Annotated in this window: 21 protein-coding genes, 11 tRNA genes, 3 rRNA genes and 1 pseudogene; 33 read left to right on the top strand and 3 right to left on the bottom strand. The window is 44.0% G+C overall.

What is annotated here, in order from left to right; genetic code table 11:
- Nucleotides 1-468: 468 nt before the first annotated feature.
- The 16 genes and pseudogenes from H0G69_RS08080 to H0G69_RS08010 all read left to right on the top strand — a co-directional run bounded on the left by H0G69_RS08080 (nucleotide 469) and on the right by H0G69_RS08010 (nucleotide 7,127).
- Nucleotides 469-2,045: ribosomal RNA gene (locus H0G69_RS08080) — 16S ribosomal RNA — on the top strand.
- A 91-nt stretch (nucleotides 2,046-2,136) separates the two neighbouring features.
- Nucleotides 2,137-2,210 (top strand) — tRNA-Ile (locus tag H0G69_RS08075).
- 5 nt (nucleotides 2,211-2,215) lie between these two features.
- Nucleotides 2,216-2,288, top strand: a tRNA-Ala gene (locus H0G69_RS08070).
- Nucleotides 2,289-2,438: 150 nt separating this feature from the next.
- A 23S ribosomal RNA gene (locus tag H0G69_RS08065) occupies nucleotides 2,439-5,360 on the top strand.
- 85 nt (nucleotides 5,361-5,445) lie between these two features.
- Nucleotides 5,446-5,562, top strand: a 5S ribosomal RNA gene (rrf, locus tag H0G69_RS08060).
- Together the 16S, 23S and 5S rRNA genes with 11 tRNA genes alongside form the textbook arrangement of a ribosomal RNA operon.
- Before the next feature lie 51 nt (nucleotides 5,563-5,613).
- Nucleotides 5,614-5,704: transfer RNA gene (locus tag H0G69_RS08055), tRNA-Ser, on the top strand.
- Between the two features lie 8 nt (nucleotides 5,705-5,712).
- Nucleotides 5,713-5,784 (top strand) — tRNA-Glu (locus H0G69_RS08050).
- A 5-nt stretch (nucleotides 5,785-5,789) separates the two neighbouring features.
- A tRNA-Val gene (locus tag H0G69_RS08045) sits at nucleotides 5,790-5,862 on the top strand.
- Nucleotides 5,863-5,892: 30 nt separating this feature from the next.
- A tRNA-Phe gene (locus tag H0G69_RS08040) sits at nucleotides 5,893-5,965 on the top strand.
- Nucleotides 5,966-5,971: 6 nt separating this feature from the next.
- Nucleotides 5,972-6,052: transfer RNA gene (locus H0G69_RS08035), tRNA-Tyr, on the top strand.
- Nucleotides 6,053-6,059: 7 nt separating this feature from the next.
- Nucleotides 6,060-6,130 (top strand) — tRNA-Trp (locus H0G69_RS08030).
- A gap of 17 nt (nucleotides 6,131-6,147) precedes the next feature.
- Nucleotides 6,148-6,222: transfer RNA gene (locus H0G69_RS08025), tRNA-His, on the top strand.
- A gap of 60 nt (nucleotides 6,223-6,282) precedes the next feature.
- A tRNA-Cys gene (locus H0G69_RS08020) sits at nucleotides 6,283-6,353 on the top strand.
- Nucleotides 6,354-6,369: 16 nt separating this feature from the next.
- Nucleotides 6,370-6,454: transfer RNA gene (locus tag H0G69_RS08015), tRNA-Leu, on the top strand.
- 103 nt (nucleotides 6,455-6,557) lie between these two features.
- A pseudogene (locus H0G69_RS11170) lies at nucleotides 6,558-6,737 on the top strand (CapA family protein); the annotation flags it as partial.
- Between the two features lie 9 nt (nucleotides 6,738-6,746).
- Entirely contained in the window at nucleotides 6,747-7,127 is a 381-nt protein-coding gene (locus H0G69_RS08010; RefSeq protein ID WP_240164340.1) for a hypothetical protein, read from the top strand.
- Nucleotides 7,128-8,020: 893 nt separating this feature from the next.
- Here H0G69_RS08010 and H0G69_RS08005 read toward each other — a convergent pair.
- Nucleotides 8,021-9,175, bottom strand: a complete 1,155-nt coding sequence (locus H0G69_RS08005; RefSeq protein ID WP_180304650.1) for a tyrosine-type recombinase/integrase — start codon at nucleotides 9,173-9,175, stop codon at nucleotides 8,021-8,023.
- Nucleotides 9,176-9,521: 346 nt separating this feature from the next.
- Entirely contained in the window at nucleotides 9,522-10,253 is a 732-nt protein-coding gene (locus tag H0G69_RS08000; protein ID WP_180304649.1) for a helix-turn-helix domain-containing protein, read from the bottom strand.
- A gap of 166 nt (nucleotides 10,254-10,419) precedes the next feature.
- Between H0G69_RS08000 and H0G69_RS07995 the strand changes: the two genes are divergently transcribed.
- The 15 genes from H0G69_RS07995 (at nucleotide 10,420) to H0G69_RS07925 (ending at nucleotide 20,619) form a co-directional block, all read left to right on the top strand.
- Nucleotides 10,420-10,623, top strand: a complete 204-nt coding sequence (locus tag H0G69_RS07995; RefSeq protein ID WP_180304648.1) for a helix-turn-helix domain-containing protein — start codon at nucleotides 10,420-10,422, stop codon at nucleotides 10,621-10,623.
- Between the two features lie 2 nt (nucleotides 10,624-10,625).
- A complete protein-coding gene (locus H0G69_RS07990) occupies nucleotides 10,626-10,886 on the top strand; it encodes a helix-turn-helix domain-containing protein (protein WP_180304647.1) in 261 nt (86 codons plus the stop codon).
- A 51-nt stretch (nucleotides 10,887-10,937) separates the two neighbouring features.
- The gene (locus H0G69_RS07985; protein ID WP_180304646.1) at nucleotides 10,938-11,123 is read left to right on the top strand and encodes a hypothetical protein; all 186 of its coding nucleotides are present in this window, start codon (nucleotides 10,938-10,940) and stop codon (nucleotides 11,121-11,123) included.
- A gap of 69 nt (nucleotides 11,124-11,192) precedes the next feature.
- Complete coding sequence (locus tag H0G69_RS07980; RefSeq protein ID WP_180304645.1) at nucleotides 11,193-11,891, top strand: Rha family transcriptional regulator; 699 nt, start codon at nucleotides 11,193-11,195, stop codon at nucleotides 11,889-11,891.
- A gap of 187 nt (nucleotides 11,892-12,078) precedes the next feature.
- A complete protein-coding gene (locus H0G69_RS07975; RefSeq protein WP_180304644.1) occupies nucleotides 12,079-12,339 on the top strand; it encodes a hypothetical protein in 261 nt (86 codons plus the stop codon).
- Nucleotides 12,290-12,625 (top strand): hypothetical protein, encoded by a 336-nt coding sequence (locus H0G69_RS07970; protein WP_180304643.1) that lies wholly within the window; start codon nucleotides 12,290-12,292, stop codon nucleotides 12,623-12,625. The genes H0G69_RS07975 and H0G69_RS07970 overlap by 50 nt, the downstream gene beginning before the upstream one ends.
- Nucleotides 12,626-12,833: 208 nt before the next feature.
- On the top strand, nucleotides 12,834-13,109 hold the full coding sequence (locus H0G69_RS07965; RefSeq protein WP_180304642.1) for a helix-turn-helix domain-containing protein: 276 nt from the start codon (nucleotides 12,834-12,836) through the stop codon (nucleotides 13,107-13,109).
- 110 nt (nucleotides 13,110-13,219) lie between these two features.
- A complete protein-coding gene (locus tag H0G69_RS07960; protein WP_180304641.1) occupies nucleotides 13,220-14,569 on the top strand; it encodes a helix-turn-helix domain-containing protein in 1,350 nt (449 codons plus the stop codon).
- A gap of 158 nt (nucleotides 14,570-14,727) precedes the next feature.
- Nucleotides 14,728-15,066: a hypothetical protein gene (locus H0G69_RS07955; RefSeq protein ID WP_180304640.1), complete on the top strand. Its 339-nt coding sequence runs from the start codon at nucleotides 14,728-14,730 to the stop codon at nucleotides 15,064-15,066.
- Between the two features lie 88 nt (nucleotides 15,067-15,154).
- A complete protein-coding gene (locus H0G69_RS07950) occupies nucleotides 15,155-15,619 on the top strand; it encodes a hypothetical protein (RefSeq protein WP_180304639.1) in 465 nt (154 codons plus the stop codon).
- A 64-nt stretch (nucleotides 15,620-15,683) separates the two neighbouring features.
- On the top strand, nucleotides 15,684-16,211 hold the full coding sequence (locus H0G69_RS07945; RefSeq protein ID WP_180304638.1) for a hypothetical protein: 528 nt from the start codon (nucleotides 15,684-15,686) through the stop codon (nucleotides 16,209-16,211).
- An 86-nt stretch (nucleotides 16,212-16,297) separates the two neighbouring features.
- On the top strand, nucleotides 16,298-16,732 hold the full coding sequence (locus H0G69_RS07940) for an ArpU family phage packaging/lysis transcriptional regulator (protein ID WP_180304637.1): 435 nt from the start codon (nucleotides 16,298-16,300) through the stop codon (nucleotides 16,730-16,732).
- A gap of 1,127 nt (nucleotides 16,733-17,859) precedes the next feature.
- The gene (locus H0G69_RS07935; RefSeq protein ID WP_180304636.1) at nucleotides 17,860-18,357 is read left to right on the top strand and encodes a prolyl-tRNA synthetase associated domain-containing protein; all 498 of its coding nucleotides are present in this window, start codon (nucleotides 17,860-17,862) and stop codon (nucleotides 18,355-18,357) included.
- 352 nt (nucleotides 18,358-18,709) lie between these two features.
- Entirely contained in the window at nucleotides 18,710-19,396 is a 687-nt protein-coding gene (locus H0G69_RS07930) for a hypothetical protein (protein ID WP_048345232.1), read from the top strand.
- A 449-nt stretch (nucleotides 19,397-19,845) separates the two neighbouring features.
- Complete coding sequence (locus H0G69_RS07925; protein ID WP_109588286.1) at nucleotides 19,846-20,619, top strand: (S)-acetoin forming diacetyl reductase; 774 nt, start codon at nucleotides 19,846-19,848, stop codon at nucleotides 20,617-20,619.
- Between the two features lie 241 nt (nucleotides 20,620-20,860).
- On the opposite strand, the gene H0G69_RS07920 is transcribed toward H0G69_RS07925, so the two are convergent.
- Nucleotides 20,861-21,400: a methylated-DNA--[protein]-cysteine S-methyltransferase gene (locus H0G69_RS07920; protein ID WP_240164339.1), complete on the bottom strand. Its 540-nt coding sequence runs from the start codon at nucleotides 21,398-21,400 to the stop codon at nucleotides 20,861-20,863.
- 271 nt (nucleotides 21,401-21,671) lie between these two features.
- Here H0G69_RS07920 and asnB point away from each other — a divergent pair, with 271 nt between their 5' ends.
- Together asnB and H0G69_RS07910 are read left to right on the top strand one after the other, a co-directional pair.
- Complete coding sequence (gene asnB / locus H0G69_RS07915) at nucleotides 21,672-23,258, top strand: asparagine synthase B (RefSeq protein WP_006499918.1); 1,587 nt, start codon at nucleotides 21,672-21,674, stop codon at nucleotides 23,256-23,258.
- Between the two features lie 340 nt (nucleotides 23,259-23,598).
- Entirely contained in the window at nucleotides 23,599-23,847 is a 249-nt protein-coding gene (locus H0G69_RS07910; RefSeq protein ID WP_180304635.1) for a hypothetical protein, read from the top strand.
- The last annotated feature ends 32 nt before the right edge of the window (nucleotides 23,848-23,879 follow it).

Below are 23,879 nucleotides of genomic sequence, written 5' to 3'. Positions count from 1 at the left end.
CATCGAGTTTCTTGTTTGGTTAAAACTATTATAGACGAATTTGTTCGTCCTTTTGAAATTAGCAGAAAAACTTTTAAAATATAGTTGACGATTAGCCACAATCTCGGTATAGTAGTTATCGTTGTCGATGAGGCAGACGCTGATGACAGTCGGATTTGCTTCTAACAGTAATCAACGACTTTAAAAATGTTGTTGACAGCTGCATGACTTCATGATATATTATTCTAGTCGCTTGTTTGAAAAGTTTGAAAAAAGAATTAAAAAAGTTCTTGACAAATAACTAACAAGTGTTAAAATAATAAACGTTGTAACTGATCGATTAAATCGGTTGCATGGTAGACCTTTGAAAACTGAATACAGTTTCGACGAACACAAATGTGCAGGGTCATCAATCACTACGATTGATGCAAAAACATTTGCGAAGTCAATTCGCTTAATTTAAATTTGAGCTTTTCAAGTTCTTATATTTTATATGAGAGTTTGATCCTGGCTCAGGATGAACGCCGGCGGTGTGCCTAATACATGCAAGTCGAACGCGTTGGCCCAACTGATTGGACGTGCTTGCACGGACTTGACGTTGGTTTACCAGCGAGTGGCGGACGGGTGAGTAACACGTAGGTAACCTGCCCCAAAGCGGGGGATAACATTTGGAAACAGATGCTAATACCGCATAACAATTTGAATCGCATGATTCAAATTTAAAAGATGGCTTCGGCTATCACTTTGGGATGGACCTGCGGCGCATTAGCTTGTTGGTAGGGTAACGGCCTACCAAGGCTGTGATGCGTAGCCGAGTTGAGAGACTGATCGGCCACAATGGAACTGAGACACGGTCCATACTCCTACGGGAGGCAGCAGTAGGGAATCTTCCACAATGGGCGCAAGCCTGATGGAGCAACACCGCGTGAGTGAAGAAGGGTTTCGGCTCGTAAAGCTCTGTTGTTAGAGAAGAATGTGCGTGAGAGCAACTGTTCACGCAGTGACGGTATCTAACCAGAAAGTCACGGCTAACTACGTGCCAGCAGCCGCGGTAATACGTAGGTGGCAAGCGTTATCCGGATTTATTGGGCGTAAAGCGAGCGCAGGCGGTTTGATAAGTCTGATGTGAAAGCCTTTGGCTTAACCAAAGAAGTGCATCGGAAACTGTCAGACTTGAGTGCAGAAGAGGACAGTGGAACTCCATGTGTAGCGGTGGAATGCGTAGATATATGGAAGAACACCAGTGGCGAAGGCGGCTGTCTGGTCTGCAACTGACGCTGAGGCTCGAAAGCATGGGTAGCGAACAGGATTAGATACCCTGGTAGTCCATGCCGTAAACGATGAGTGCTAGGTGTTGGAGGGTTTCCGCCCTTCAGTGCCGCAGCTAACGCATTAAGCACTCCGCCTGGGGAGTACGACCGCAAGGTTGAAACTCAAAGGAATTGACGGGGGCCCGCACAAGCGGTGGAGCATGTGGTTTAATTCGAAGCTACGCGAAGAACCTTACCAGGTCTTGACATCTTGCGCCAACCCTAGAGATAGGGCGTTTCCTTCGGGAACGCAATGACAGGTGGTGCATGGTCGTCGTCAGCTCGTGTCGTGAGATGTTGGGTTAAGTCCCGCAACGAGCGCAACCCTTGTTACTAGTTGCCAGCATTCAGTTGGGCACTCTAGTGAGACTGCCGGTGACAAACCGGAGGAAGGTGGGGACGACGTCAGATCATCATGCCCCTTATGACCTGGGCTACACACGTGCTACAATGGACGGTACAACGAGTCGCGAACTCGCGAGGGCAAGCTAATCTCTTAAAACCGTTCTCAGTTCGGACTGCAGGCTGCAACTCGCCTGCACGAAGTCGGAATCGCTAGTAATCGCGGATCAGCATGCCGCGGTGAATACGTTCCCGGGCCTTGTACACACCGCCCGTCACACCATGAGAGTTTGCAACACCCAAAGTCGGTGGGGTAACCCTTCGGGGAGCTAGCCGCCTAAGGTGGGGCAGATGATTAGGGTGAAGTCGTAACAAGGTAGCCGTAGGAGAACCTGCGGCTGGATCACCTCCTTTCTAAGGAATTAATCGGAAACCTGCACATTCGTTGAAACTGCGTTCAGTTTTGAGGGGTTTACCACCTCATCTCAATAATCGTTCGCTTGTTGGGTCTATAGCTCAGTTGGTTAGAGCGCACGCCTGATAAGCGTGAGGTCGGTGGTTCGAGTCCACTTAGACCCATATATGGGGAATTAGCTCAGCTGGGAGAGCACCTGCTTTGCAAGCAGGAGGTCATCGGTTCGATCCCGTTATTCTCCATTACCAGTCGTTTGACTGGTGCTTGTACTTTGAAAACTAAATAATATTTATTTCTTTATTCACAATTAAACCGAGAACACCGCGTTATTTGAGTTTTATTAACGAAATTAATCGCATACTCAATAACTGAGGTGATCGTAAGATCATCAAGGTTAAGTTATGAAGGGCGCATGGTGAATGCCTTGGTACTAGGAGCCGATGAAGGACGGGACTAACACCGATATGCTTCGGGGAGCGGTAAGTACGCTTTGATCCGGAGATTTCCGAATGGGGAAACCCAATCATCTTAGTCGATGATTGCCTGAGCAGTGAATACATAGCTGTCAGGCGGTAGACGCAGTGAACTGAAACATCTAAGTAGCTGCAGGAAGAGAAAGAAAATTCGATTCCCTGAGTAGCGGCGAGCGAAACGGGAAGAGCCCAAACCAACGAGCTTGCTTGTTGGGGTTGTAGGACTGAACATTTGAGTTACCAAAGTGCGACGTAGTTGAAGTCGTTGGGAAGCGACGCCAAAGATGGTGATAGCCCAGTAAACGAAACGTCACACTCTCAGTTCAGGATCCTGAGTACGGCGGGACACGTGAAACCCCGTCGGAATCCGCGAGGACCATCTCGCAAGGCTAAATACTCCCTAGTGACCGATAGTGAACCAGTACCGTGAGGGAAAGGTGAAAAGCACCCCGGGAGGGGAGTGAAACAGTTCTTGAAACCATGTGCCTACAAGCTGTCGGAGCACATTTACGTGTGACGGCGTGCCTCTTGCAGAATGAACCGGCGAGTCATGATTGCGTGCAAGGTTAAGGTGGAAAAACCGGAGCCGCAGCGAAAGCGAGTCTGAAATGGGCGTACGAAGTACGCAGTTATGTACCCGAAACCAGGTGACCTACCCATGTCCAGGTTGAAGGTGCGGTAAAACGCACTGGAGGACCGAACCCGTATCAGTTGAAAATGGTTGGGATGAGGTGTGGGTAGCGGTGAAATTCCAAACGAACTTGGAGATAGCTGGTTCTCTCCGAAATCTCTTTAGGGGGAGCCTCGAGGTTTAGAATCATGGAGGTAGAGCACTGTTTGGACTAGGGGCCCGTCATGGGTTACTGACTTCAGATAAACTCCGAATGCCATTGATTTTTACTCGGGAGTCACACGGTGAGTGATAAGATCCATCGTGGAAAGGGGAACAGCCCAGATCATCAGCTAAGGTCCCTAAATATATGCTAAGTGGAAAAGGATGTGGAATTGCACAGACAACTAGGATGTTGGCTCAGAAGCAGCCATCATTTAAAGAGTGCGTAATAGCTCACTAGTCGAGTGACTCTGCGCCGAAAATGTACCGGGGCTAAGCATATTACCGAAGCTATGGATGCATCCATCAGGATGCGTGGTAGGAGAGCGTTCCAAGGGCGATGAAGTCAGACCGTAAGGACTGGTGGAGCGCTTGGAAGTGAGAATGCCGGTATGAGTAGCGAAAGACAGGTGAGAATCCTGTCCACCGAATGACTAAGGTTTCCTGGGGAAGGCTCGTCCTCCCAGGGTTAGTCGGGACCTAAGTCGAGGCCGAGAGGCGTAGACGATGGACAACAGGTTGATATTCCTGTACCAGTTGATTGTGCTTGAGTGATGGAGTGACGCAGAAGGCTAAGCGATCCGGACGATTGGAAGTGTCCGGCCAAGCAGCAAGTCAGTTGATGAGTCAAATGCTTATCAGCGGGTTGACAAGCTGTGACGGGGAGCGAAATTATAGTAGCGAAGTCGTTGATGTCACGCTGCCGAGAAAAGCTTCTAGCGAATAATCAACTGCCCGTACCGCAAACCGACACAGGTAGTCGAGGAGAGTATCCTAAGGTGAGCGAGCGAACTCTCGTTAAGGAACTCGGCAAAATGACCCCGTAACTTCGGGAGAAGGGGTGCTGATCGCAAGATCAGCCGCAGTGAAAAGGCCCAGGCGACTGTTTATCAAAAACACAGGTTTCTGCAAAATCGTAAGATGAAGTATAGGGGCTGACGCCTGCCCGGTGCTGGAAGGTTAAAAGGAAGAGTTAGCTTCGGCGAAGCCCTGAATTGAAGCCCCAGTAAACGGCGGCCGTAACTATAACGGTCCTAAGGTAGCGAAATTCCTTGTCGGGTAAGTTCCGACCCGCACGAAAGGCGTAACGATCTGGGCACTGTCTCAACGAGAGACTCGGTGAAATTGAATTGCCTGTGAAGATGCAGGCTACCCGCGACAGGACGGAAAGACCCCATGGAGCTTTACTGTAGCTTGATATTGAGTGCTTGTACTGCTTGTACAGGATAGGTAGGAGCCATAGAAGCCAGGACGCTAGTTTTGGCAGAGGCGTTGGTGGGATACTACCCTTGCATTATGATCACTCTAACCCGCACCACTGATCGTGGTGGGAGACAGTGTCAGGTGGGCAGTTTGACTGGGGCGGTCGCCTCCCAAAAGATAACGGAGGCGCCCAAAGGTTCGCTCAGAATGGTTGGAAATCATTCGCAGAGTGTAAAGGCACAAGCGAGCTTGACTGCGAGACAGACAGGTCGAGCAGGGACGAAAGTCGGGCTTAGTGATCCGGTGGTTCCGCATGGAAGGGCCATCGCTCAACGGATAAAAGCTACCCTGGGGATAACAGGCTTATCTCCCCCAAGAGTCCACATCGACGGGGAGGTTTGGCACCTCGATGTCGGCTCATCGCATCCTGGGGCTGTAGTCGGTCCCAAGGGTTGGGCTGTTCGCCCATTAAAGCGGTACGCGAGCTGGGTTCAGAACGTCGTGAGACAGTTCGGTCCCTATCCGTCGCGGGCGTAGGAAATTTGAGAGGACCTGTCCTTAGTACGAGAGGACCGGGATGGACATACCGCTGGTGTACCAGTTGTTCCGCCAGGAGCATCGCTGGGTAGCTATGTATGGATGAGATAAACGCTGAAAGCATCTAAGCGTGAAACTCGCCTCAAGATGAGATTTCCCATTCCTTATGGAAGTAAGACCCCTCAGAGATGATGAGGTAGATAGGATGGAAGTGGAAGTGCCGCGAGGCATGGAGCGGACCATTACTAATCGGTCGAGGACTTAACCAAGTTTAAGGGTGTTTCGATTGAACGTGAGAAGAATAGATATTGTTTAGTTTTGAGAGTGCAAGCTCTCAATCCTGAAAAGGATTAGTGTGGTGATGATGGCTTGAAGGATACACCTGTTCCCATGCCGAACACAGAAGTTAAGCTTCAACACGCCGAAAGTAGTTGGGGGATCGCTCCCTGCGAGGATAGGGCATTGCCATGCACATCTAAACGAACTTTGGCACCTGGCATTGTGTGTCAGGGTTCGGATATTGGAGAGTTGTCCGAGAGGCCGAAGGAGCAGCATTGGAAATGCTGTATACGGGTTAAAGCCTGTATCAAGGGTTCGAATCCCTTACTCTCCGTTTCTTATGACCCATTAGTCAAGCGGTTAAGACACCAGCCTTTCACGCTGGTATCGTGGGTTCGAATCCCGCATGGGTCACTTATGGAGGATTAGCTCAGTTGGGAGAGCATCTGCCTTACAAGCAGAGGGTCACAGGTTCGAGCCCTGTATCCTCCATTGCAACTGAATAGTTGCATCCACAAGGATGGCTCGGTAGCTCAGTTGGTAGAGCAACGGATTGAAGCTCCGTGTGTCGGCGGTTCGATTCCGTCCCGCGCCACTTTATGGAGGAGTAGCGAAGTGGTTAAACGCGACGGTCTGTAAAACCGTTCCTTCGGGTTCGGCGGTTCGAATCCACCCTCCTCCATTATTATAGGGATATAGTTAAACGGTATAACTACGGTCTCCAAAACCGTCATTGTGGGTTCGATTCCTACTATCCCTGCTCAACTGAATATTTTGGCGGTATTGGTGAAGTTTGGTTAACACATCGGTTTGTGGGTCCGACATGCGTGGGTTCGAATCCCACATACCGCCCTTTTATCCAACAGTCTACCAAATGTTGGATAGTTTGGACGAAACGTTCAGGCACTATTTGGTGGTATAGCCAAGTGGTAAGGCACAGGTCTGCAAAACCTCGATCACCGGTTCAAATCCGGTTACCACCTTTTAGTAAAGACTTATGCCTCTGTGGCGGAATTGGCAGACGCGCTGGACTCAAAATCCAGTTCCCGTTGAGGGAGTGTGGGTTCGACCCCCACCGGAGGCATTAAATATTCGGTTATATATCTTTACTAAGCAGTCATCAGTTTTTACTGATGACTGTTTTTTTGATTTTTAGGGTCTTTGTCAAATCGTGTTGGTGAAGATCAATTTTCTGCTTCAAAAAAGGTATCAATGAAGACTGGTATGCGGATCAGCCGGCTGACTTTATCGTTGAAACGGCACATGCGGTCATCGATGCCGGAACTGATATCGTTGTTGGGCATGGGGCTCATTTTCTGCGCGGCGTTGAACGCTATCGAGGAAAAGTTATCTTCTATAATCTAGGGAGTTTCTTGATGGAGTTTGAAACTGGTGAATCGATTATCCTGCCCGAAATGAATGCTGCCTATGACCACGATGAACACGCGCTGTCATCAGTTCTCCACCGTCAACGAGCCAAGGAGCATGGAGAATGGGTCGGGTTCAATGCCAATACCGTCTTTAACGATGGTTTGATGGTTAAACTGCTGGTTAATGACGGTCAGGTTCAATTCAAGGCCTTACCACTGGATTTGCGAGAACAGGATGCACGTGTTTTAAATCACGGCGTGCCAGTGCCAGCTTCTCCAGCAATTGCGGATCGTATTGTTACTCGTCTCAACAAAATCAGTGCGCCATTTAATACTCGGCTTGTTTTTAATCCAGTAACCTATGCTTTGACAATTGAAGAAGCATGATCACGCATTTCACGTAATTAAGTCAACTGAATTAGCCCCGGAGTCGTGAAAAGTGATTCTGGGGTCTTTTGATGTCCTATTGTAATCAGCATAATATCCGGGATAAATTCTGTTGTCGCTCCCCAGATCTGATCCTTGCTATTTTGGGCTTTACCGATAATTGGAAAGGCCTTTGTTGCTTGCAGCGAAGAGTGATTAATCAGTAATCATCCATGGTGCGGCAATTATTTGGGCAATCCGATATGGCGAAAATTCTTTTTTCTGCAAATTGGGCTGGCTGATCACCGAAAAAGTCGTGGTTAGGCCTGCTTAGACTGAATTATGCAAAAAATCCTGCATAATAACATATGACGAAAATCTCATTACCTACTTTTTTCAAAAAAAGCGATGTATAGTAGGTAAAAATCAATGTATATCAAGTTAGGCATCCCTAATACTACCTACTATTTCAACAAAAGGCGTCATAAGTAGGCAAAGTTAGGCTGAACAAATATGCAACTACCTACTTTTGGCGCCAAATCAACCAATAGTAGGTAATTTTGGCGCCCTTAGCCTCTGTAATCCGTTTTCCTTTCACAAAGCCAAGCCGTTTATTAAGCAAATGGCGCAACTAAATACATTTGCTGGATTGGATAAGGTTGATGGCTTACTGTAGCAGGCTCGCTGCTGCCGAGAAATCGGTCAGAATATAATCGCTCCCAATCAAGCGAGTTGGTAACTAGGGTAATTTTATCAAGGTTTTCAACCGCATCCTAAAAAGGAACTAGTCAATCGTCAGCCTGCTTTTGATCGAAATTTACCAAAATCCGAGAGTAGCTAGAGAAAACCTTGATATAAAGGCTTTCCGGCTACTCTTTTATTTTGGTCAACAGAAAAAGTCAACAGAAAACAGATTATGCTTGCATGAATTGGCTGAATTTATCAGCGGTTTCCTTTTGCTGCTGCTTAGTAACATGAGCATAAATGTTTAACGTTGTCTGAATATTGGCATGGCCTAACCGGTCTTTTACATCATTAACCGGCACACCGGCGGCGAGCAATAAAGAACAATGAGTATGACGCAAGCCATGAACGGTTATCTCTTTAAGATCATGTTTAGTCTGAACGTTTCTCATGACATACCCAAGAATAGAGGAGCTTAAAATTTTATTGCGTTTGCCATTAAATACCAATTGGCAGCCGTTTAGAGCATTATAACCAAGTCTGAATAGGTCTTTGCGCTGCCTAGCCTGCCATTCTTTGAGAATTGCCATTGTCTGACTATCCATTGAGATAACCCGCGTTGAATTTTTGGTTTTAGTTGACTGAATGATATTGCCATGATTATAACCGACTGTTTTATTAATGCTTATTTGTCTTTTGCTGAAACTAACATCAGCCCAAGTCAGCGCCAAAAGTTCACCCTTGCGCATACCTGAATAAGCCAACAGACGAAAAGCAGCATAATATTTAAATTTGCAATCAGCACGGCAGCAATCTAAAAACTGATTTAGTTCCTGCTTGGTGTAGTAGTTGTCGTTCGTAGCTGCTTGCTTTTTACGCGGTACTATTACGCGTTGCATTGGATTGTTGTCGATAATATCAAGCCGGTAAGCATAATCAAAAATTAGGCGAGTATAATTTATCAATGATTTATAAGATTTAGGCCGCTGCTTAGTCCATTTATTAACGGCTTGCTGGCAAATAGCAGGCGTTACCTTGTCAATGAACCGGCTGCCTAACTCTGGTAGAATATGGTTATTAAATAATAATTGAGTTGCATAAGCAGACGAGGGTTTAATACTCTGCTTATGTTGGCTAAACCATTGATCATAAATATCTTTGAATGTATAGCGTTTTGAACGCGGTTTTAATTGGCCGTTTTCAAACGCTTTTTTTGTATCCAGATAAGCAGCAATAGCTGAATCATAATCTTTGAAACCCCGCTTTTGAATCGTACGCGAATAATTCTTATCGGTATTCTGACCAGCGTAAAAGCTGAACATATAGCGCATACCATGTTTAGTTTTGTAAACCTTAATCGGTAGTTCATTCTTTGCTTTTTTCATAGTGTATCAATCCTTTTGTAATGCTAATTGGGTAGACGGCAGCACGCAAAAGGACACCATTTTTTAGTTTCGACACAATTGCCGAAAATCATTAAAGCGAAAAATAAGCAGCATTATAGCCCAGTCCAAAACTGGATTGGGCTGCCTTAAAAATAAGGAAACCCAACAAGCGGCGGGGATGAACCAAGCCAAAAATGGATTGGTTGAAACCGACTCAAAATTGAGCCCGTTAAAAGTTGGCCACAATTGGACAACTCAAAAACCAAAACTGGATTTTGATTGTTTGCATGAATTTGTGGCCACAACTGGACACAAAAGCAATCCTGCCAAAAGAGGCAGAAAATTATTATTTTGATTTAGGAAACGCATGATTAGTTAGTACTGATTGTTCTTGTTCAAATGGATACATTGAATCGTTTATCCAAAAAGAGGTTAAAATTTTATTTTTCCCATCATTTAAAAAAGAATCAGAAACATTATATTTATTTGGGTTGAAGATCGTAAGACATTGTTGAATGATTTTGTTTTTTACATCACGTTTGAATTGTATAGGTAAACCATTATAGAAATCTGACAAACTCATACAATTAACCGTTAATACTAAATCATATTTTTGAGGATCAACCCCTATGAATTCAAAAAAGCCCTTATTCTTAAGGCCACTTGGGAAAGCTGGCACTAATTGATCGTTCCCATCATCAACTAATCCATTATTAAATTGACCAAAGAAATTTAAATCATCCATTTTTAAGCTGCTAACAGCTTTGAGATCAAATGAAATATAGTTTGTGTTTGAAGAGCTGCCCCTTGTTATATAACAGTTGAATTTGTAACCATTAATAAAGTCTTCAAGTTCAATATCACTAAATGAGAGCAAAGCAGGAACATATTCAAAAAAATCGTTTGGTGTTACATCCAGATAATTACAAAGTCTGTCAAGAGTTTCAAACTGAATTCCTTTACTGTTATTGTTAGCGATAGCCATCAACGTTGTTTTTGAAATACCAGTAGCATTATATAAATCAGCTATTTTTAAGCCACGTTCAGCCATTAGAACGGACAAATTATTCTTTAACATATAGACACTTCCTTTTTAAGCAAAAGGTTATCATTATTGTTAAATATTAGCAACTACAATAAATAATTAGCGTTTATTGACATATGAAAAATAGTAGCGTACTATCTAAACAGTTAGCGAGTACGCTACTATTTTTTTGAATACAATAAAAAGGCGGTGAAAAAGTATGACTGAATACATGACTTTAAAAACAGCAATGAAATATTTGGGAATTTGTAATTACAGCACTTTGCGCGAATACATCAAGCAGGGGCTGCCAGTAATCAAAGTTGGCCGGTCAAAGCGAATCAGTAAGACCGCAATTGACAAGTTCATGGCAGAACATCAGACGGCAGCCAAAAGCGAATCAGTCCAGAGCAAGGGGGCTTAATCATGGACAATGACGACCAGAAAAACATTGCGCTGCTGGTTGAATCAGCCGTTAACAGCGGCATTCAACGGGCTTTACATCCCCGCTATGAGTGGATGAATAACAAGCAAGTTTGCGAATGGCTGACAATCAGCAGAACCACGCTTTACAAATGGCGCAAGCTAGGCCTGCCATTTAGCAGCGTTGAGGGGATGAACGTTTACAACAAAGAACAGGTTAATCAATGGCTGTTGGAGCATAAGCAGCCAAAAGCGCGCAGCTAGTCAACGGGTAGACGGCAGCACACCAAAGAACATCATACGAGGTAATTAACCATGATCACGCAGATTAAAAATGATATGGCTGGCCTGATTGATACTCACGGCGAGCCAATGAGCAAACAGCAAGCTGCCTTTTGGTACGTGCATTTGAACGTGCTAATTTTCGCAGTCTTGGGATTGTATGGAGTAGCAGCGTTAAATCTTTTTGAATTATATCGATACGGCAAAACTTGCTTTTAGGGGGTACTAAATCAGTACCCCCAGCAGTCGCAACTTGCGACCCCAGTTTATTTTTAGAGGTGAAAGACTTTGAAAACTGAAAAAATTTTGAATGCTGCCGGTAACAAGAATTTGGCCAAAGAGTTTGGCAACCTTGTATTTTTGGGCAACGTTACAGAAGAACCATATACAACAGATGAAATTGTTGCGGCCTATTCAGGCAACAGCGTACACGCAATTAAGAACATCATTTACAACCATAAACGCGACTTTGAAGAATTTGGGGTTTTGTCATTTGAAATGACTAAACCTAATAAGGGAACGCAAGGTGGACGGCCTACAAAAACATATAAATTCAACGAGCAGCAGGCTACTTTGCTAATGACCTATCTAGGAAATACGCCAAAAGTTAGGGCCTTTAAAAAAGCGTTGGTTAAATCTTTCTTTGCTATGAGAGATGAAAAACTGGAGCAAATTAAGAACCGCGCTAGGTCAATACCAGAGCGCCGGACGCTTACAGACGCAATTAAGAATTGGCCTTATTGCAATAAATGGACTTACAAGGCAATTACTGACCTGATATTAAAGGCGTCAACAGGGATGAACGCGCAACAGCTTAAAAGAAAACGCAGCGTATCCAATGCAATGGACGGGCTAACACTGAAAGAGCAGCAGACTTACAACGCAATTCAGAATGTAGTAATTGGCCTGCTTGACTTGAAACAGTCATATCAGCAGATTAAGACGCTGCTTAATGCAATGGCTGCTGGCAATCAACCGGCAGCATAGTACATCCCCAATAAACAAAAAATAAAAGGCCATACCCGCAAGCGAGCATGACCAGAACATCAAAACGATTATCCAAAAAAGGGCCAAAAACGGAAATTTTTGGAAATGTTGAGGTATTTAAGGCATGACCCGTTAAATTGACGGGGCAGCCCAAGCTAGGAACGCAAATGCAAGGGAGTAAACGAAAATGCAAGAACAAGGATATACATTCTATTTAGCAGACGACCGCAACGGGAATAAAGCATTAGTTGCCGTTAAGGGGCATCCTACCAGCAACATGACAAATGGCATTATGAGCGACCCGCGTTTTTTCGCTAATTACAGCGAAACCATTAACGGCATTAAGGAAATTTTAGATCATGCTACCGTTGCGCTGCCAACGAAAGAGGAGCGTAAAAATGATAACGAAAATTCAAGCACTAACCAAAGAGGAACAGCGGCTGATTAGTTTTTTGCCAGCTGGAGCTGAGCGGCCACGATCACAAAGCGAGCTGGCAGCCTTGTTATATGGCAATGCAAGCAATGAGAACAAGCGCAAAGTTCGCAAGCTGGTTAATCAGTCAATTCTAGACGGCGCGCCGGTAGGATCACTACACCGCAGTTACAACGCGGGCTATTTTCTAATCACTAATGAGGATGAACGGCTGGCCGCCTTGCAAACATTAAGAACGCAATCAAGCAGCCTGATTAAACGGGCTGACAAATTACGCAGAACGGCATTATGGACTAATTAAGCAACAAAAAAACCGGCTATCAGACAAACTGACAACCGGCACTTGCTTTAGAGGTAAAAGCAAATGTTTTTTGAACATCAAAATCCAGAATTAAGGCCGCCGCCTTGTCTGGATTGAGGTATTAACCGCGTACGGGTAGGAACGCGGGCAAAGTTTTTTGTAAGAACCTTACGAATGAAATTATATGACAATTAAGGGGATGAACGCAATGGAATCACCGCAGTTAGACAACTTTTTAAGTATTTTGCACGATAGCAATATTAGCAAAACAGCCCGCCTTGTATATCTAGACATCAAGGCAGAAAGCCAATTATCACACGGCGAATTTTACATCAGTGATAAATTATTAGCCGCAAAGTCTGGAGAAAGTGAGCGAACAATTGCTAGGGCCTTGCATGAGCTAGAGAAACACAATTACATCTACCGCAGAACAGTAAGAAAAGGGCTTGATATATCATCCAGAACGATCATACCGCTTAAATAAGCAGCGAGCGCAAGCCCTGCCATATTCTGGATTGTTGTTTGCACAAAATAAAAAGGGCATGACCACTTTAAGCCCTTTTGTCTTAATCAAATTAGATAGAGGGGCTTATTATGAGCAGAAATGAAGAATCAGATAAAACAGTAAAGCGCAGCAATTGGGATAGCCTGCTGCCTGCTGCCGTTCGTTATGATAGCCGGTTAAAAGGGGACGCTAAAATCTTATATAGCGAAATCCTTTTGTTATCAAATAAAGCAGGTTATTGTTACGCTACTGACCAACATTTAGCTGCCTTATTCAGCAAGACGCGAGTAACTATTAATGGCTATGTTAAATCACTAGAAAAGCATGGCTATATCAAAATTGAAACAACGCGACAAGGCAAGCGAGTTACTGAACGCAGGATATACCCGCTTGAATTGCCGAAAACATCCATTTTCCAAAATGACAAATCGGTCATATCAAGGGATAGCGCAACAGGTAGTAAAGAAACTTTAACTACCTATGGAGGTAGTAAAGAAAACTTAACTAGGGGTAGTAAAGAAACTTTAACAACGGGTAGTAAAAAAATCTTTACAGTAAATGACTCTAACTCTAATGACTCTAAAAAAGAATTAGAGAGAGAGCAAGAGGGGCAACAGCCCGCAGCTGGCATTTTATATAACGGCTTAACTTGGTATGAGAGTTTAGGCAACTTAGACGGCAGATTGAAATTGCTAATGGATAAGTATTTAACATCCCTGCCAGTTAATGTTATTCAGTATGCAATCGACAAGGCAGCCAACAAAGACAACGTTAAATCAAGTTACGCGTATCTTAGCAGAGTGTTAGCTGACTATCAGGAAAACAACATCAACACGCTTGACGAGCTGGAGAAACTGAACGCTGATAGATATAAGCAGTTGGGGATGAACCAACTTAAAGAATCAGATAAAAAACAGCTTGCTGCCAACGATTTAGAGGAAAGATCAAAATTGAGCCTTGCTAATGAAAAACCTAAAACCCAGTCAATCAGTGAATGGCAGAAAGAGCAACGATTAAAAGATCAGCAACGCGCTATCAGTCAAAGCGAAACAGATAACCGCTTGCCTGACGAAACAGATAACCGCTTGCCTGAATGGTTAGACCCTAAATTAAAGGCAGCAGAGCTTAAAGGAAAAGGCGATCAATCAAGCAGCCTTGACGATAAGACCAACAATGACAATCAGCAAACGGGAACGCAACCACAGCAAGAACAGATCAAAGTTAAGGACGATCAGCCCGCTAAACCAAATAGAGAGCCTAGAATGAATCAGCAAGAACAGATTAACGTTGCTTTGGGCCTTGCTGCTTTAAGAAAAGGCAAGCAATTGAGCAGCTATCAAATTAGTTTGATTGAACGTTTTGACGATAACGAAAAGGACTTAACGCTGCTTAAAGCATACAAAGCAAAAAATACATCCCCAACAACTAATCAGGGATGAACGACACCATGCAATTTTAGCCGTGTAAAAAGCCCGTACAGACGTTTTACATGAATTAGGTATTAAATACCCTACTAGGCAATTACGTTTTGAGTTTTGCCAGTACGGGCTGAGCGCAGATAAAAATAAGAGCAAATCACAAGGGAGTGAATGACATCATGGCAGTTAAAAATGAATCATGGACGACTAGTATTTTTGAAGAACGCGAAACGATAATCAGTTATGACCGGTTATTAGACCGCTGGCATATCTGGACGGACGAGCCAAAACACGCGCGCAAATATGAAAAATATATTGACGAGCAGCAGCCAACACGCAAAGGATACAATCCCAAAACCGGCCAGCTAGTAATGTTAGAGGGAGATTTAATAAACGTGAATGTAATTATCACGAAAAAGAGGACTTACAAAATGACACCAGAGCAGAAAGCAGAGAAAGCCAAAATTTTGTCAGAAATCAGACAACGAAATCAGAAAAAAGAAACTCAAATGATTTAGCGGGTAATTATACCCGAAACAAAAACAAGGCGCTTAGAACGCAATTATGGACGATATACGAGGAGCAAGAGGAAAGGGAGCTAACACAATGCAAAAGAAAATTGAATATCCATCCCTAGTTGAACAAGCATATGGAATCCTAGCCAGTAGAGGAATAACAGGCGTTAGCAAGCTGGCATTGTTTAATAACATGGTCAATCAAGGGCTGCTAAACAAGAACGGCCAGCCAACAGCAAAAGCATTAGAAAATGGATTGATTGAGGCGGCAGACTATAACGACTTAAACCCAATTCAGCAGTTCAAAGCAGACTATCCACAATTTAGTGCAGTACCTGATCAATTCTTTCAGATTGACGATCAAAATAACGTGCTAATTGGCTTTAAGGGCTTTGCATTTTATACAACCGAATTGATTGATAGCAGAACCGCAACTATAAAAGAGCTGGTCAGTGCTAAACAGGTATTGGCAGGATTTAAAGAACATGGCTTAACTGATCAGCAGTTGCAACTGGCCGACAAGCTAATTAAATTAATCGACCGCATAACTATTTAGCAGTGCAAAAAACAAGCAGAATTACACCGCAAAAGAACATCAAAATCAAAAGAGGTAAAACATTATGAGGTTAGTAAAAATTAGTGATCAGCATGGCCACGCTTTGCGATACGACTATCACACGGCACTAAAAGGCATTAAGAGCCTATATAATTACGAGCTTACGCAAGGCGACAAGCGTTTGAATGATATTGCTAAAACCATGCTGCCGCTGCTAGGCCATGACCTGAATAACATCAAAGCCTGCTATTGGCTTGTATTGAGTCTAAATAGTGGCGTATATCAGAAAGTAATGGACTTGCTGGCATTAAATGGTGATACGTTCAAAACATTGTCAGCAGTTGAAAGACTGGACACGATTTACAGAAATACAAAGAGCAAAAAGCGAACCGTTAGCGGTAAAAGTCTAGCAGCCTTACAGCTAACAAAACATCAATCAATAGCAGTTCAGAGAGCCAATGACCTTTTAGCCAATACGGACGAAACAAATATCGCTGCTAATCTATTGCGGGCTATGGTCAGCGGTCAGCTGGACAAAATAAAAACCCCGCTGCCAGTAGGCAACAGGGAAAAACTTAAAATTAAAGCATAGTAAGCAAAAAGCACGCCTAATTATAACACTTGTAGCAGCCTATAAGTGTAGCCGTGCTTTTTGTTTTGAATTAAGGGGATGAAACTTTGGGAGTATTGTTTAAATCAAAATCAGTAGACAAAGTAAAGACCGGCGCAAATGTTAGAGCATTTTTTAAAAAGGACGTGCAAGAATTGCAAGCAATGGCTGGCAGAAAACTAACCGGCTTTATTACATCCCCAAACTTAACCAAGACTGGCAGCAGCAACCACGCAATCAATGGCATTGAATCATGCTATTTAGAGGCGGTTAATGCTGACCAAGAATTAGAAACCATAGCGGCAGCCGTTAACACGTGTAGCGAAAAAACTAAAAAGATAATTATCATGAGGTGCATTGAAGAACGGCCATGCCGACAAATGGAGGAATATTTTTGCGTTAGTCCATCGCAGTATTACTTATATCAACAAAAGGCCCTTTGCGAGTTTGCCACAAATTATGCTAGATACGGCAGAGAATTAAGAGCATTTACTGAGAATTAAATTAAAGGGGGTTGGAAAATGTGGGAATTTTTTAGCTGCTGAAAATAAACATCCCCCGCCCCCTAGTTATTCAAAAAAGGAGCGCACACAGTTCAATCACTTTAAACAACGACAAAGTTTTAAAAAAAATAGGGGTAGGGGGGTAACGACAGCTAAAAATCAATGAGAAGAGATCAAAATTGAGCCTATCTTTGTTAACTAATGTTAACCTTAAACGCTAAAAGCTAAGAAATGCTAAGGTTAAACGCAATGAAAAGCAGTAGCTGCTTATAGTTGACCATTCATGTTTGCTAAAGTCGAACATAGACAAGCGAGCGAAAATGAATCCAGTATTGGTTTTATCTATTTGCCATGATTGACTTGGACAAAATTGGACAAAACGGCCCTTTTTACAAATTTGATGAAAGGCATCAAGGCTTGGCAGAGCGATCATTTTCTCAACATATTGGGAAAAACGCCGCTTAAATGAGTCCAATGTTAATTCGACAGTCGAAAATTCGACAGCCGAGAAAATGGAGAGCCCAAAAATGGACTCTCAAAAGCCCAGATCAAAATTGAGCGCGGTTAAATAAGAGTTTTGAAAAATAACGTTTCGTTATTATCCAGTAACAACCGTATAAGCTTTTACGCTTGTTCAAATGGCTATTCGCTGCCTGATTGAACCTTAAAAAACCTAACATAATCAGCGCCTAGAATTAGACAATATCAAGCAGCAAATGGCCGTTTTCAAGGGATGAATAACAGCTAACAATTCCTTGCTATGTTTGAGCTTGCGAATGGTATTCCTAAAAAATAAATTGCTTTGGTCTGGCAGCTTTACACAAAATAAAAAAGGCTGCTGCCGGCAACCTTGAAATGATATTCTTTTGAGTGCTGCCGTCAAAGAGTCAACAGAAAAAGTCAACAGAACGTCAACAGAAAGTTAAGTCCGTATCAGCAAACTTAAAATCAAGAATGCTGATATATCAACGCTTGCGAACGATAATAGATCATTGGAAACATGGCATTATGATTTTACCAAAATCGGCAATAAAAACTGGCAATTTTGAGAAAATAAAAATTCTAACTCTTGAAAATGATTAGCTGCCTTATAATCAATGCTAAAACTCAAAAGGCGATGAATTGATATGGAAGAAAACGAAAAGAAAATTCAGGATGTATTAGCCAAGCTGGATGAAAAGCAGATCAACTATGAAATGCAGCGACATCCGGCAGTTGATCGCATTGACCAGATTGCAGATTTGAATCTGATCCATCCAGAAACGGCAGCCAAAAATCTTTTCCTGCGCGATGATAAGCATCAACACTATCACCTGGTGTCGATCATGCCGCAAAAGCGAGTGGATCTGAAAGCCTTTCGTAAAGAAATCGGAGCGCGGCATCTGAGTTTTGCCTCAGCTGAAGACATGGAGAAATATTTGGCTTTACGTCCAGGATCAGTGACGCCAATGGGAGCGCTGAATGATACTGAACATCAAGTGCAGGTTTACTTGGATCAAGATTTTCAAGGCGGCTTGATTGGGGTTCATGCCAATGCCAATACGGCGACCGTCTGGCTGGATGCGGACGTATTGAGCGCATTTTTAACCGAGTATGGCTGTCGGGTCGCTTATGCTGCCATCTAACAATGCAAATTAATCAAGAAGCATCATGGCTGAGTCTGGTATGAATGAAATAGCATCTGCGGCAAGCTGGCTTTGGGCATCTAGATTTAGCAATGATAAGACGGCATTGTTCAACGGTTCGGCTTGGTATGTTTGGTCTTATGCAAATAACCAGCTTTAGTGCGGTAATCTGAGCCATTATAATTAGGCATGACGCGGATGAACATAGCGACTTGGCAGTTACTGTCAATTATTTACCGAAATGTCAGACAGCCAAACGCGATGGCGATCAGCAGTTTGAGAGATTAGGGGATTTTTTGCTTGAATTACGGTATCATTAGACTAAAGCCTTTTACGAAAGAAGGTTGTCGTTATGCCGCATAAAGCTGCTGATCCAGAAATCATTAAAGTTCTGTTGAAGCAAGAAATCATCCGTTTGGGGATTCAAAATAATCCCAGCCGCACCGTTTATCAAGATCGCTATCATCGTGGCGAGGCACCTTCGCCAAACAGTGCCATGCAGATCACCAAAATGTCTTGGAGCGATTTGATGCATGACCTGGGATTTAGTTATGATGCCAAGAAAAACATTGCGCAAAATGGTAAAAAGGGAGCCAGCAAGCATCTCGGTGCCAAGCAGTCCATTCGCTTAGCAGACCCGCAGACATGTGAGCAGGTCGTAAATGAGGCCTTAGAACTTATGCGTCGCGAAAAGCTCTATAATGTAAAGGATTTTCGTCTGCGCTGCCGACCGGTTCTGGGCGTCAGCTACGATTCGCTGATGCGCTATGGCTTTTCTTTTGAGGAACTCAAGAAACGCTATGCTGCCAAATACGGTGAAAGCATTCGCAAAACCAGTCGTTGGAGCCGGTATTCCAATGCCGATCTGACGTTTTTGGTAATCGACTATATGAAGGCGCATGAACTGAATGGACTTCATCAATACTCGACTTATCTAAACTTGCATAATGATGCCATGCCCGCGACGGAAACCTTAAAAAAACGTCTGCAGCTGTCTTATTCTGAGTTGAATCGACTTTTGAAGATTCTGCTGCAGTAACGCTGCCTGGTATAAATTACGGATACTATGCATTGGCTGCGTAAATCGTAAATATGTTCAGCAATCTTCATGTTGATGAATCATGAGGATTGTTTTTATTTTTAAATGCGGATATCTGAATAAAAAACTTGCCAAAACCGCAACTTGAAATTCTATGATTGCAGCAGCATAATAATAACTTTTATGAAAATCAACTCGTCTGCAAAATCGTTCACGAATTTTAACAGGGTGAAAGTCTAAAATAGCAAACGATTGCACAATTGCTGACTGATCCGCTGTAAATAGATTTAGTTAGGGAAACCTTGCTCATAATTTAACTTTTTTGTTGGTTAAGCCAAAAATCGTTTTCATTGTGTTTACATTAGTGAAATTAATTTACTTTTCGATCATGTTCGTTTAGAATTATCTCAACAATTTGATGGTTAATTCACAATCTTTAGGAGGCAATAATTATGGCAAAAGTTGCATTAGTTACCGGTGCAGGTCAAGGGATTGGTAAGGCAATCGCTGAACGTTTGGCTAAAGATGGTTTTTCAGTCGTCGTTGTTGCTCGCCACATGGACGCACTGCAAAAAGTAGTTGAAGGCATCAAGGCAAATGGCGGTGAAGCTTTTGCCGTCACGGCCGATGTTGCCAAGCGCGATGAAGTCTTTGCTGCCGTTGACCAGGCTGTTGAACACTACGGCGACTTCAATGTTATGGTTAACAATGCCGGGGTTGCTCCAACGACGCCAATTGACACTGTAACGCCTGAAGATCTGCAAAAGGTTTACAGCATCAACGTTGGTGGTACGATCTGGGGCGTTCAGGCTGCTCATGCCGCATTTAAGAAGCTTGGCCACCCAGGCAAGATCATCAACGCTACTTCCCAAGCTGGGGTCGTTGGTAACCCTAACCTGACCGTATACTCCAGCTCCAAGTTTGCCATTCGTGGGATCACGCAGGTTACGGCTCGTGAACTGGCTGAAGAAGGCACGACGGTTAACGCATACGCACCTGGGATTGTGAAGACGCCAATGATGATGGACATTGCTCACCAAGTCGGCAAGAATGCAGGCAAGAGCGATGAATGGGGCATGCAGACGTTTGCTAAGGACATCGCGCTGAAACGCCTGTCTGAACCTGAAGACGTTGCTAATGCCGTTGCCTTCCTGGCTGGTCCAGACTCTGACTACATTACTGGTCAAACTCTGGAAGTCGATGGCGGGATGCAGTTCCACTAAAATAAGTTCATATAAAAAAGATCTCATCGCGAGTTTCGGTGAGATCTTTTTTATTTAGTGCGGTTTCGGCTTTGGACTGCGGGGTGTGTCTTTGATTAAGGATTTTGGAGATTATGGTCGTTTGCAATCGTTCCTTGGCGTTAGGCGATTGTGGCTTCCTTAATTATTGATTCATTGATTTGGTCTGAATTGCGCCCTTTCTTGTTGATTCGTGCTTTGGCTTGCAATCAATGTGGCGCTTTTATTTGCAATCACCGTCTCGTTGCGGGTGGCGCTGCTCTTTGCAATTAACGCCCTCCAATTGCAGCAGAGCTAATTTGCGTGCAGTGCCGCCAGCATAGCCAGTCAGGCGACCGTCACTGCCAATAACGCGATGACAGGGCACCAAAATTAAAATCGGGTTGTGGGCAACGGCGCCACCGACTGCCCGCGCGGCTCCCTTTGAAATATTTTGATTTGGCGCGGCTTTTTGTCCCAGTTCCTGATAGGTGATGGTGCTGCCAGCGGGGACCTCCTGCAATCCGCTTAGAATGCGCTGCCGATAAGGGGTAGTTTCTAAGGCTAGCGGAATGGCATGCGGGTCGGGATCCTGTTTTGCGAAATACTGATCGAGCCAAGCCGTTGTGCGTTTAATGATGGAATTTTCACCAACGGCAATTTCGTCTAATGCGTAGTCGGCACCAAAGTATTTTTGGTCGTTGAACCAGAGACCATGCAAGGCTGCGTCATCGGCTAGCATAGTCATGGTACCTAATGGGGAATGATATTCGTACTTCAGCATTTTTGAGTGCTCCTTTTGAAATTGGTAGCGGCAGCCGTAAATTTATGGATATTTATAAATATTTGTTGAAAACGGTTTTAACGTCAATTAATTAGAAAAAATAACATCAGACTTAATAATCTTTAACAATCAGCGCAGCAAAAACAATTAAATAATAAGTGCCAGCGAGTTTAGAATGTCTTCTTTTTAAAATTAAAAGTTTATTAAAATCAAACTGTGCGATATACTATATTTTAATATTTAATGTTTTAAGAGGAAAGAGGAGAACAAGATGTGTGGATTTTTAGCCGCTGGTTCCAGTGAGTTTGCACCAAAGGCTTTTGCGGATGCCTTGGCTAAGCTGAACGATCGTGGACCTGATATGACCCGGACGATTTCAATGGATGACAAGGTCTTTGGCTTTAATCGCCTGGCCATCATGGACCTGTCTGAGCGAGGGATGCAGCCTTTCGTAAGTGATGACTGCATCTTGGTCTGCAATGGCGAAATATACAACTATTATGCATTGGAAAAGAACTTGGCCCCAGAGTATGAGTTTGTCAGCAACAGTGACTGTGAAGTCTTGATTCCACTCTATAAGAAATATGGCCTGGATACAATGTGCAAGATGCTGGACGCGGAATTTGCCTTTGTCTTATACGACCAAACCACTAAGCGCGTTGTTGCTGCCCGCGACCCAGTTGGTATTCGACCAATGTTTTATGGTTATACCAAAGGCGAGCATAAGATGTCATTTGCCTCAACTGCCAAGGCTCTGATGGATCTTTGCGATGAGATCTATCCATTCCCGCCAGGATACTACTATGATGGCGAAAAGTTCGTCTGCTACCATGACGCTACGACGGTTCAGAAGATGCGGACCGATGACTTTGCTACGGCAGCCAGCACGCTGCGCGAAAAATTGGTTGAAGCCGTTCGCAAGCGCCTAAACTCTGATGCGCCAGTTGGCTACCTGCTGTCTGGTGGCCTGGACTCATCCTTGGTCTGCTCGATTGCTACCAAGCTTTTGGGCAAGCCGATTCGGACCTTTGCAATTGGGATGGACCGCAACCCGATCGACCTCAAGTACGCGCGTGAGGTTGCCGACTATCTGGGAACTGACCATACCGAATTTATCATGACGCGAGAAGACGTGCTCAACGCTTTGCATGAGGTTATCTACCAGCTGGAAACTTGGGATATTACGACGATTCGGGCCTCAATCGGGATGTACCTGCTTTGCAAGAACATTCATGAAAACACTGATTTGAAGGTAATCTTAACCGGTGAATGTTCTGATGAGCTGTTTGGCTACAAGTACACGGACTTTGCTCCCAACGCGGAAGAATTCCAAAAAGAATCATTGAAGCGGGTGCACGAGCTGTATATGTACGATGTTTTGCGGGCTGACCGCTGCATTTCTTCCAACTCTTTGGAAGGCCGGGTACCATTTGCGGACCTTGACTTTGTCGAATATGCGCTGTCAACTGATCCAGAACTGAAGATGAACCACTATCACAAGGGCAAGTATCTGCTGCGGCAAGCATTTGCTGGGCAAGGATATCTGCCAGACGACATCATCATGCGGGAAAAGGCGGCCTTTAGCGATGCGGTTGGTCACTCATTGGTTGACGACTTGAAGGACTACGCCGAAACGCTCTACACTGATGAAGATGTGGCCAACGCCAAGGAAAAGTATCCATACTGCACGCCATTTACCAAAGAGTCGTTGCTGTATCGTGATATTTTTGAGGAATATTTCCCGGGAAAAGCAAAATGGATCAAGGACTTCTGGATGCCAAACAAGGAATGGGAGAACTGTGACGTTGATGATCCAAGCGCACGGGTTCTCAAGAACTATGGTGCCAGTGGTGAATAAAGCAGATTGCCGTAATAGATAAAAGCGTCATCTCAGACGAGGCTTGTTGTAACAGCCTTGCATCTTGAGGTGGCGCTTTTAGCTTACGATTAAGATTTTGGTTGGCCTGGCTTGGGAAGTTTGGCTATTAAAGCAAAGGAATTCTTCCATCGATTAACCTTCAGCAGCGGAATATCTAGGATTTAATCGAAGAATTGGGCTTCTTGCCAAAATTGATGTCGTTAAACAGCAGCCGCATCTCTGCTGGGATGAAATCAGTGACTTTGGCCGCCAGCTGTTGAGGACTTGTCTGCATCTGCTCGTCAAACCAGGTCAGCAGTCCATTGTAGATGCCGCCAATATGGTAGGCCGCCTGCCAGCAAATGACGCTACCTTGATCGTGATGCTGGTGGGGATTTCTTCTGGGATCGGCTTGCTGGGCAATATCTGGCTGGCCGGAATCTTCATGATGCTGTTCTTCCCAATGAATCTGTGGCTGGTTGCAATTCTGCTCATGCTGATTTGGCTGGCTGGACAACAGATCAGCAACCGCTTTGAAAAAATACGCCAGCCAATGAAAGCAGGTGGGGTGGCTGATGATCGTGATTAGTAATTGGCTGTTGGTGCGTCAGCTCTGAGAAT

Origin of the sequence: Limosilactobacillus mucosae, from assembly GCF_013423865.1 — a bacterium.
In the GTDB taxonomy this organism is placed as follows: Bacteria; Bacillota; Bacilli; order Lactobacillales; family Lactobacillaceae; genus Limosilactobacillus; species Limosilactobacillus mucosae.
The sequence above is the reverse complement of the archived record's forward strand: the minus strand, read 5'-3'. Positions and strand labels throughout refer to the sequence as shown.

Coding starts and splice junctions, on each gene's coding strand:
- H0G69_RS08010 (WP_240164340.1), top strand. CDS start 6,747: ATGGAGTTTGAAACTGGTGAATCGATTATCCTGCCCGAAATGAATGCT.
- H0G69_RS08005 (WP_180304650.1), bottom strand. CDS start 9,175: ATGAAAAAAGCAAAGAATGAACTACCGATTAAGGTTTACAAAACTAAA.
- H0G69_RS08000 (WP_180304649.1), bottom strand. CDS start 10,253: ATGTTAAAGAATAATTTGTCCGTTCTAATGGCTGAACGTGGCTTAAAA.
- H0G69_RS07995 (WP_180304648.1), top strand. CDS start 10,420: ATGACTGAATACATGACTTTAAAAACAGCAATGAAATATTTGGGAATT.
- H0G69_RS07990 (WP_180304647.1), top strand. CDS start 10,626: ATGGACAATGACGACCAGAAAAACATTGCGCTGCTGGTTGAATCAGCC.
- H0G69_RS07985 (WP_180304646.1), top strand. CDS start 10,938: ATGATCACGCAGATTAAAAATGATATGGCTGGCCTGATTGATACTCAC.
- H0G69_RS07975 (WP_180304644.1), top strand. CDS start 12,079: ATGCAAGAACAAGGATATACATTCTATTTAGCAGACGACCGCAACGGG.
- H0G69_RS07970 (WP_180304643.1), top strand. CDS start 12,290: ATGATAACGAAAATTCAAGCACTAACCAAAGAGGAACAGCGGCTGATT.
- H0G69_RS07965 (WP_180304642.1), top strand. CDS start 12,834: ATGGAATCACCGCAGTTAGACAACTTTTTAAGTATTTTGCACGATAGC.
- H0G69_RS07960 (WP_180304641.1), top strand. CDS start 13,220: ATGAGCAGAAATGAAGAATCAGATAAAACAGTAAAGCGCAGCAATTGG.
- H0G69_RS07955 (WP_180304640.1), top strand. CDS start 14,728: ATGGCAGTTAAAAATGAATCATGGACGACTAGTATTTTTGAAGAACGC.
- H0G69_RS07950 (WP_180304639.1), top strand. CDS start 15,155: ATGCAAAAGAAAATTGAATATCCATCCCTAGTTGAACAAGCATATGGA.
- H0G69_RS07945 (WP_180304638.1), top strand. CDS start 15,684: ATGAGGTTAGTAAAAATTAGTGATCAGCATGGCCACGCTTTGCGATAC.
- H0G69_RS07935 (WP_180304636.1), top strand. CDS start 17,860: ATGGAAGAAAACGAAAAGAAAATTCAGGATGTATTAGCCAAGCTGGAT.
- H0G69_RS07930 (WP_048345232.1), top strand. CDS start 18,710: ATGCCGCATAAAGCTGCTGATCCAGAAATCATTAAAGTTCTGTTGAAG.
- H0G69_RS07920 (WP_240164339.1), bottom strand. CDS start 21,400: ATGCTGAAGTACGAATATCATTCCCCATTAGGTACCATGACTATGCTA.
- asnB (WP_006499918.1), top strand. CDS start 21,672: ATGTGTGGATTTTTAGCCGCTGGTTCCAGTGAGTTTGCACCAAAGGCT.
- H0G69_RS07910 (WP_180304635.1), top strand. CDS start 23,599: ATGGTAGGCCGCCTGCCAGCAAATGACGCTACCTTGATCGTGATGCTG.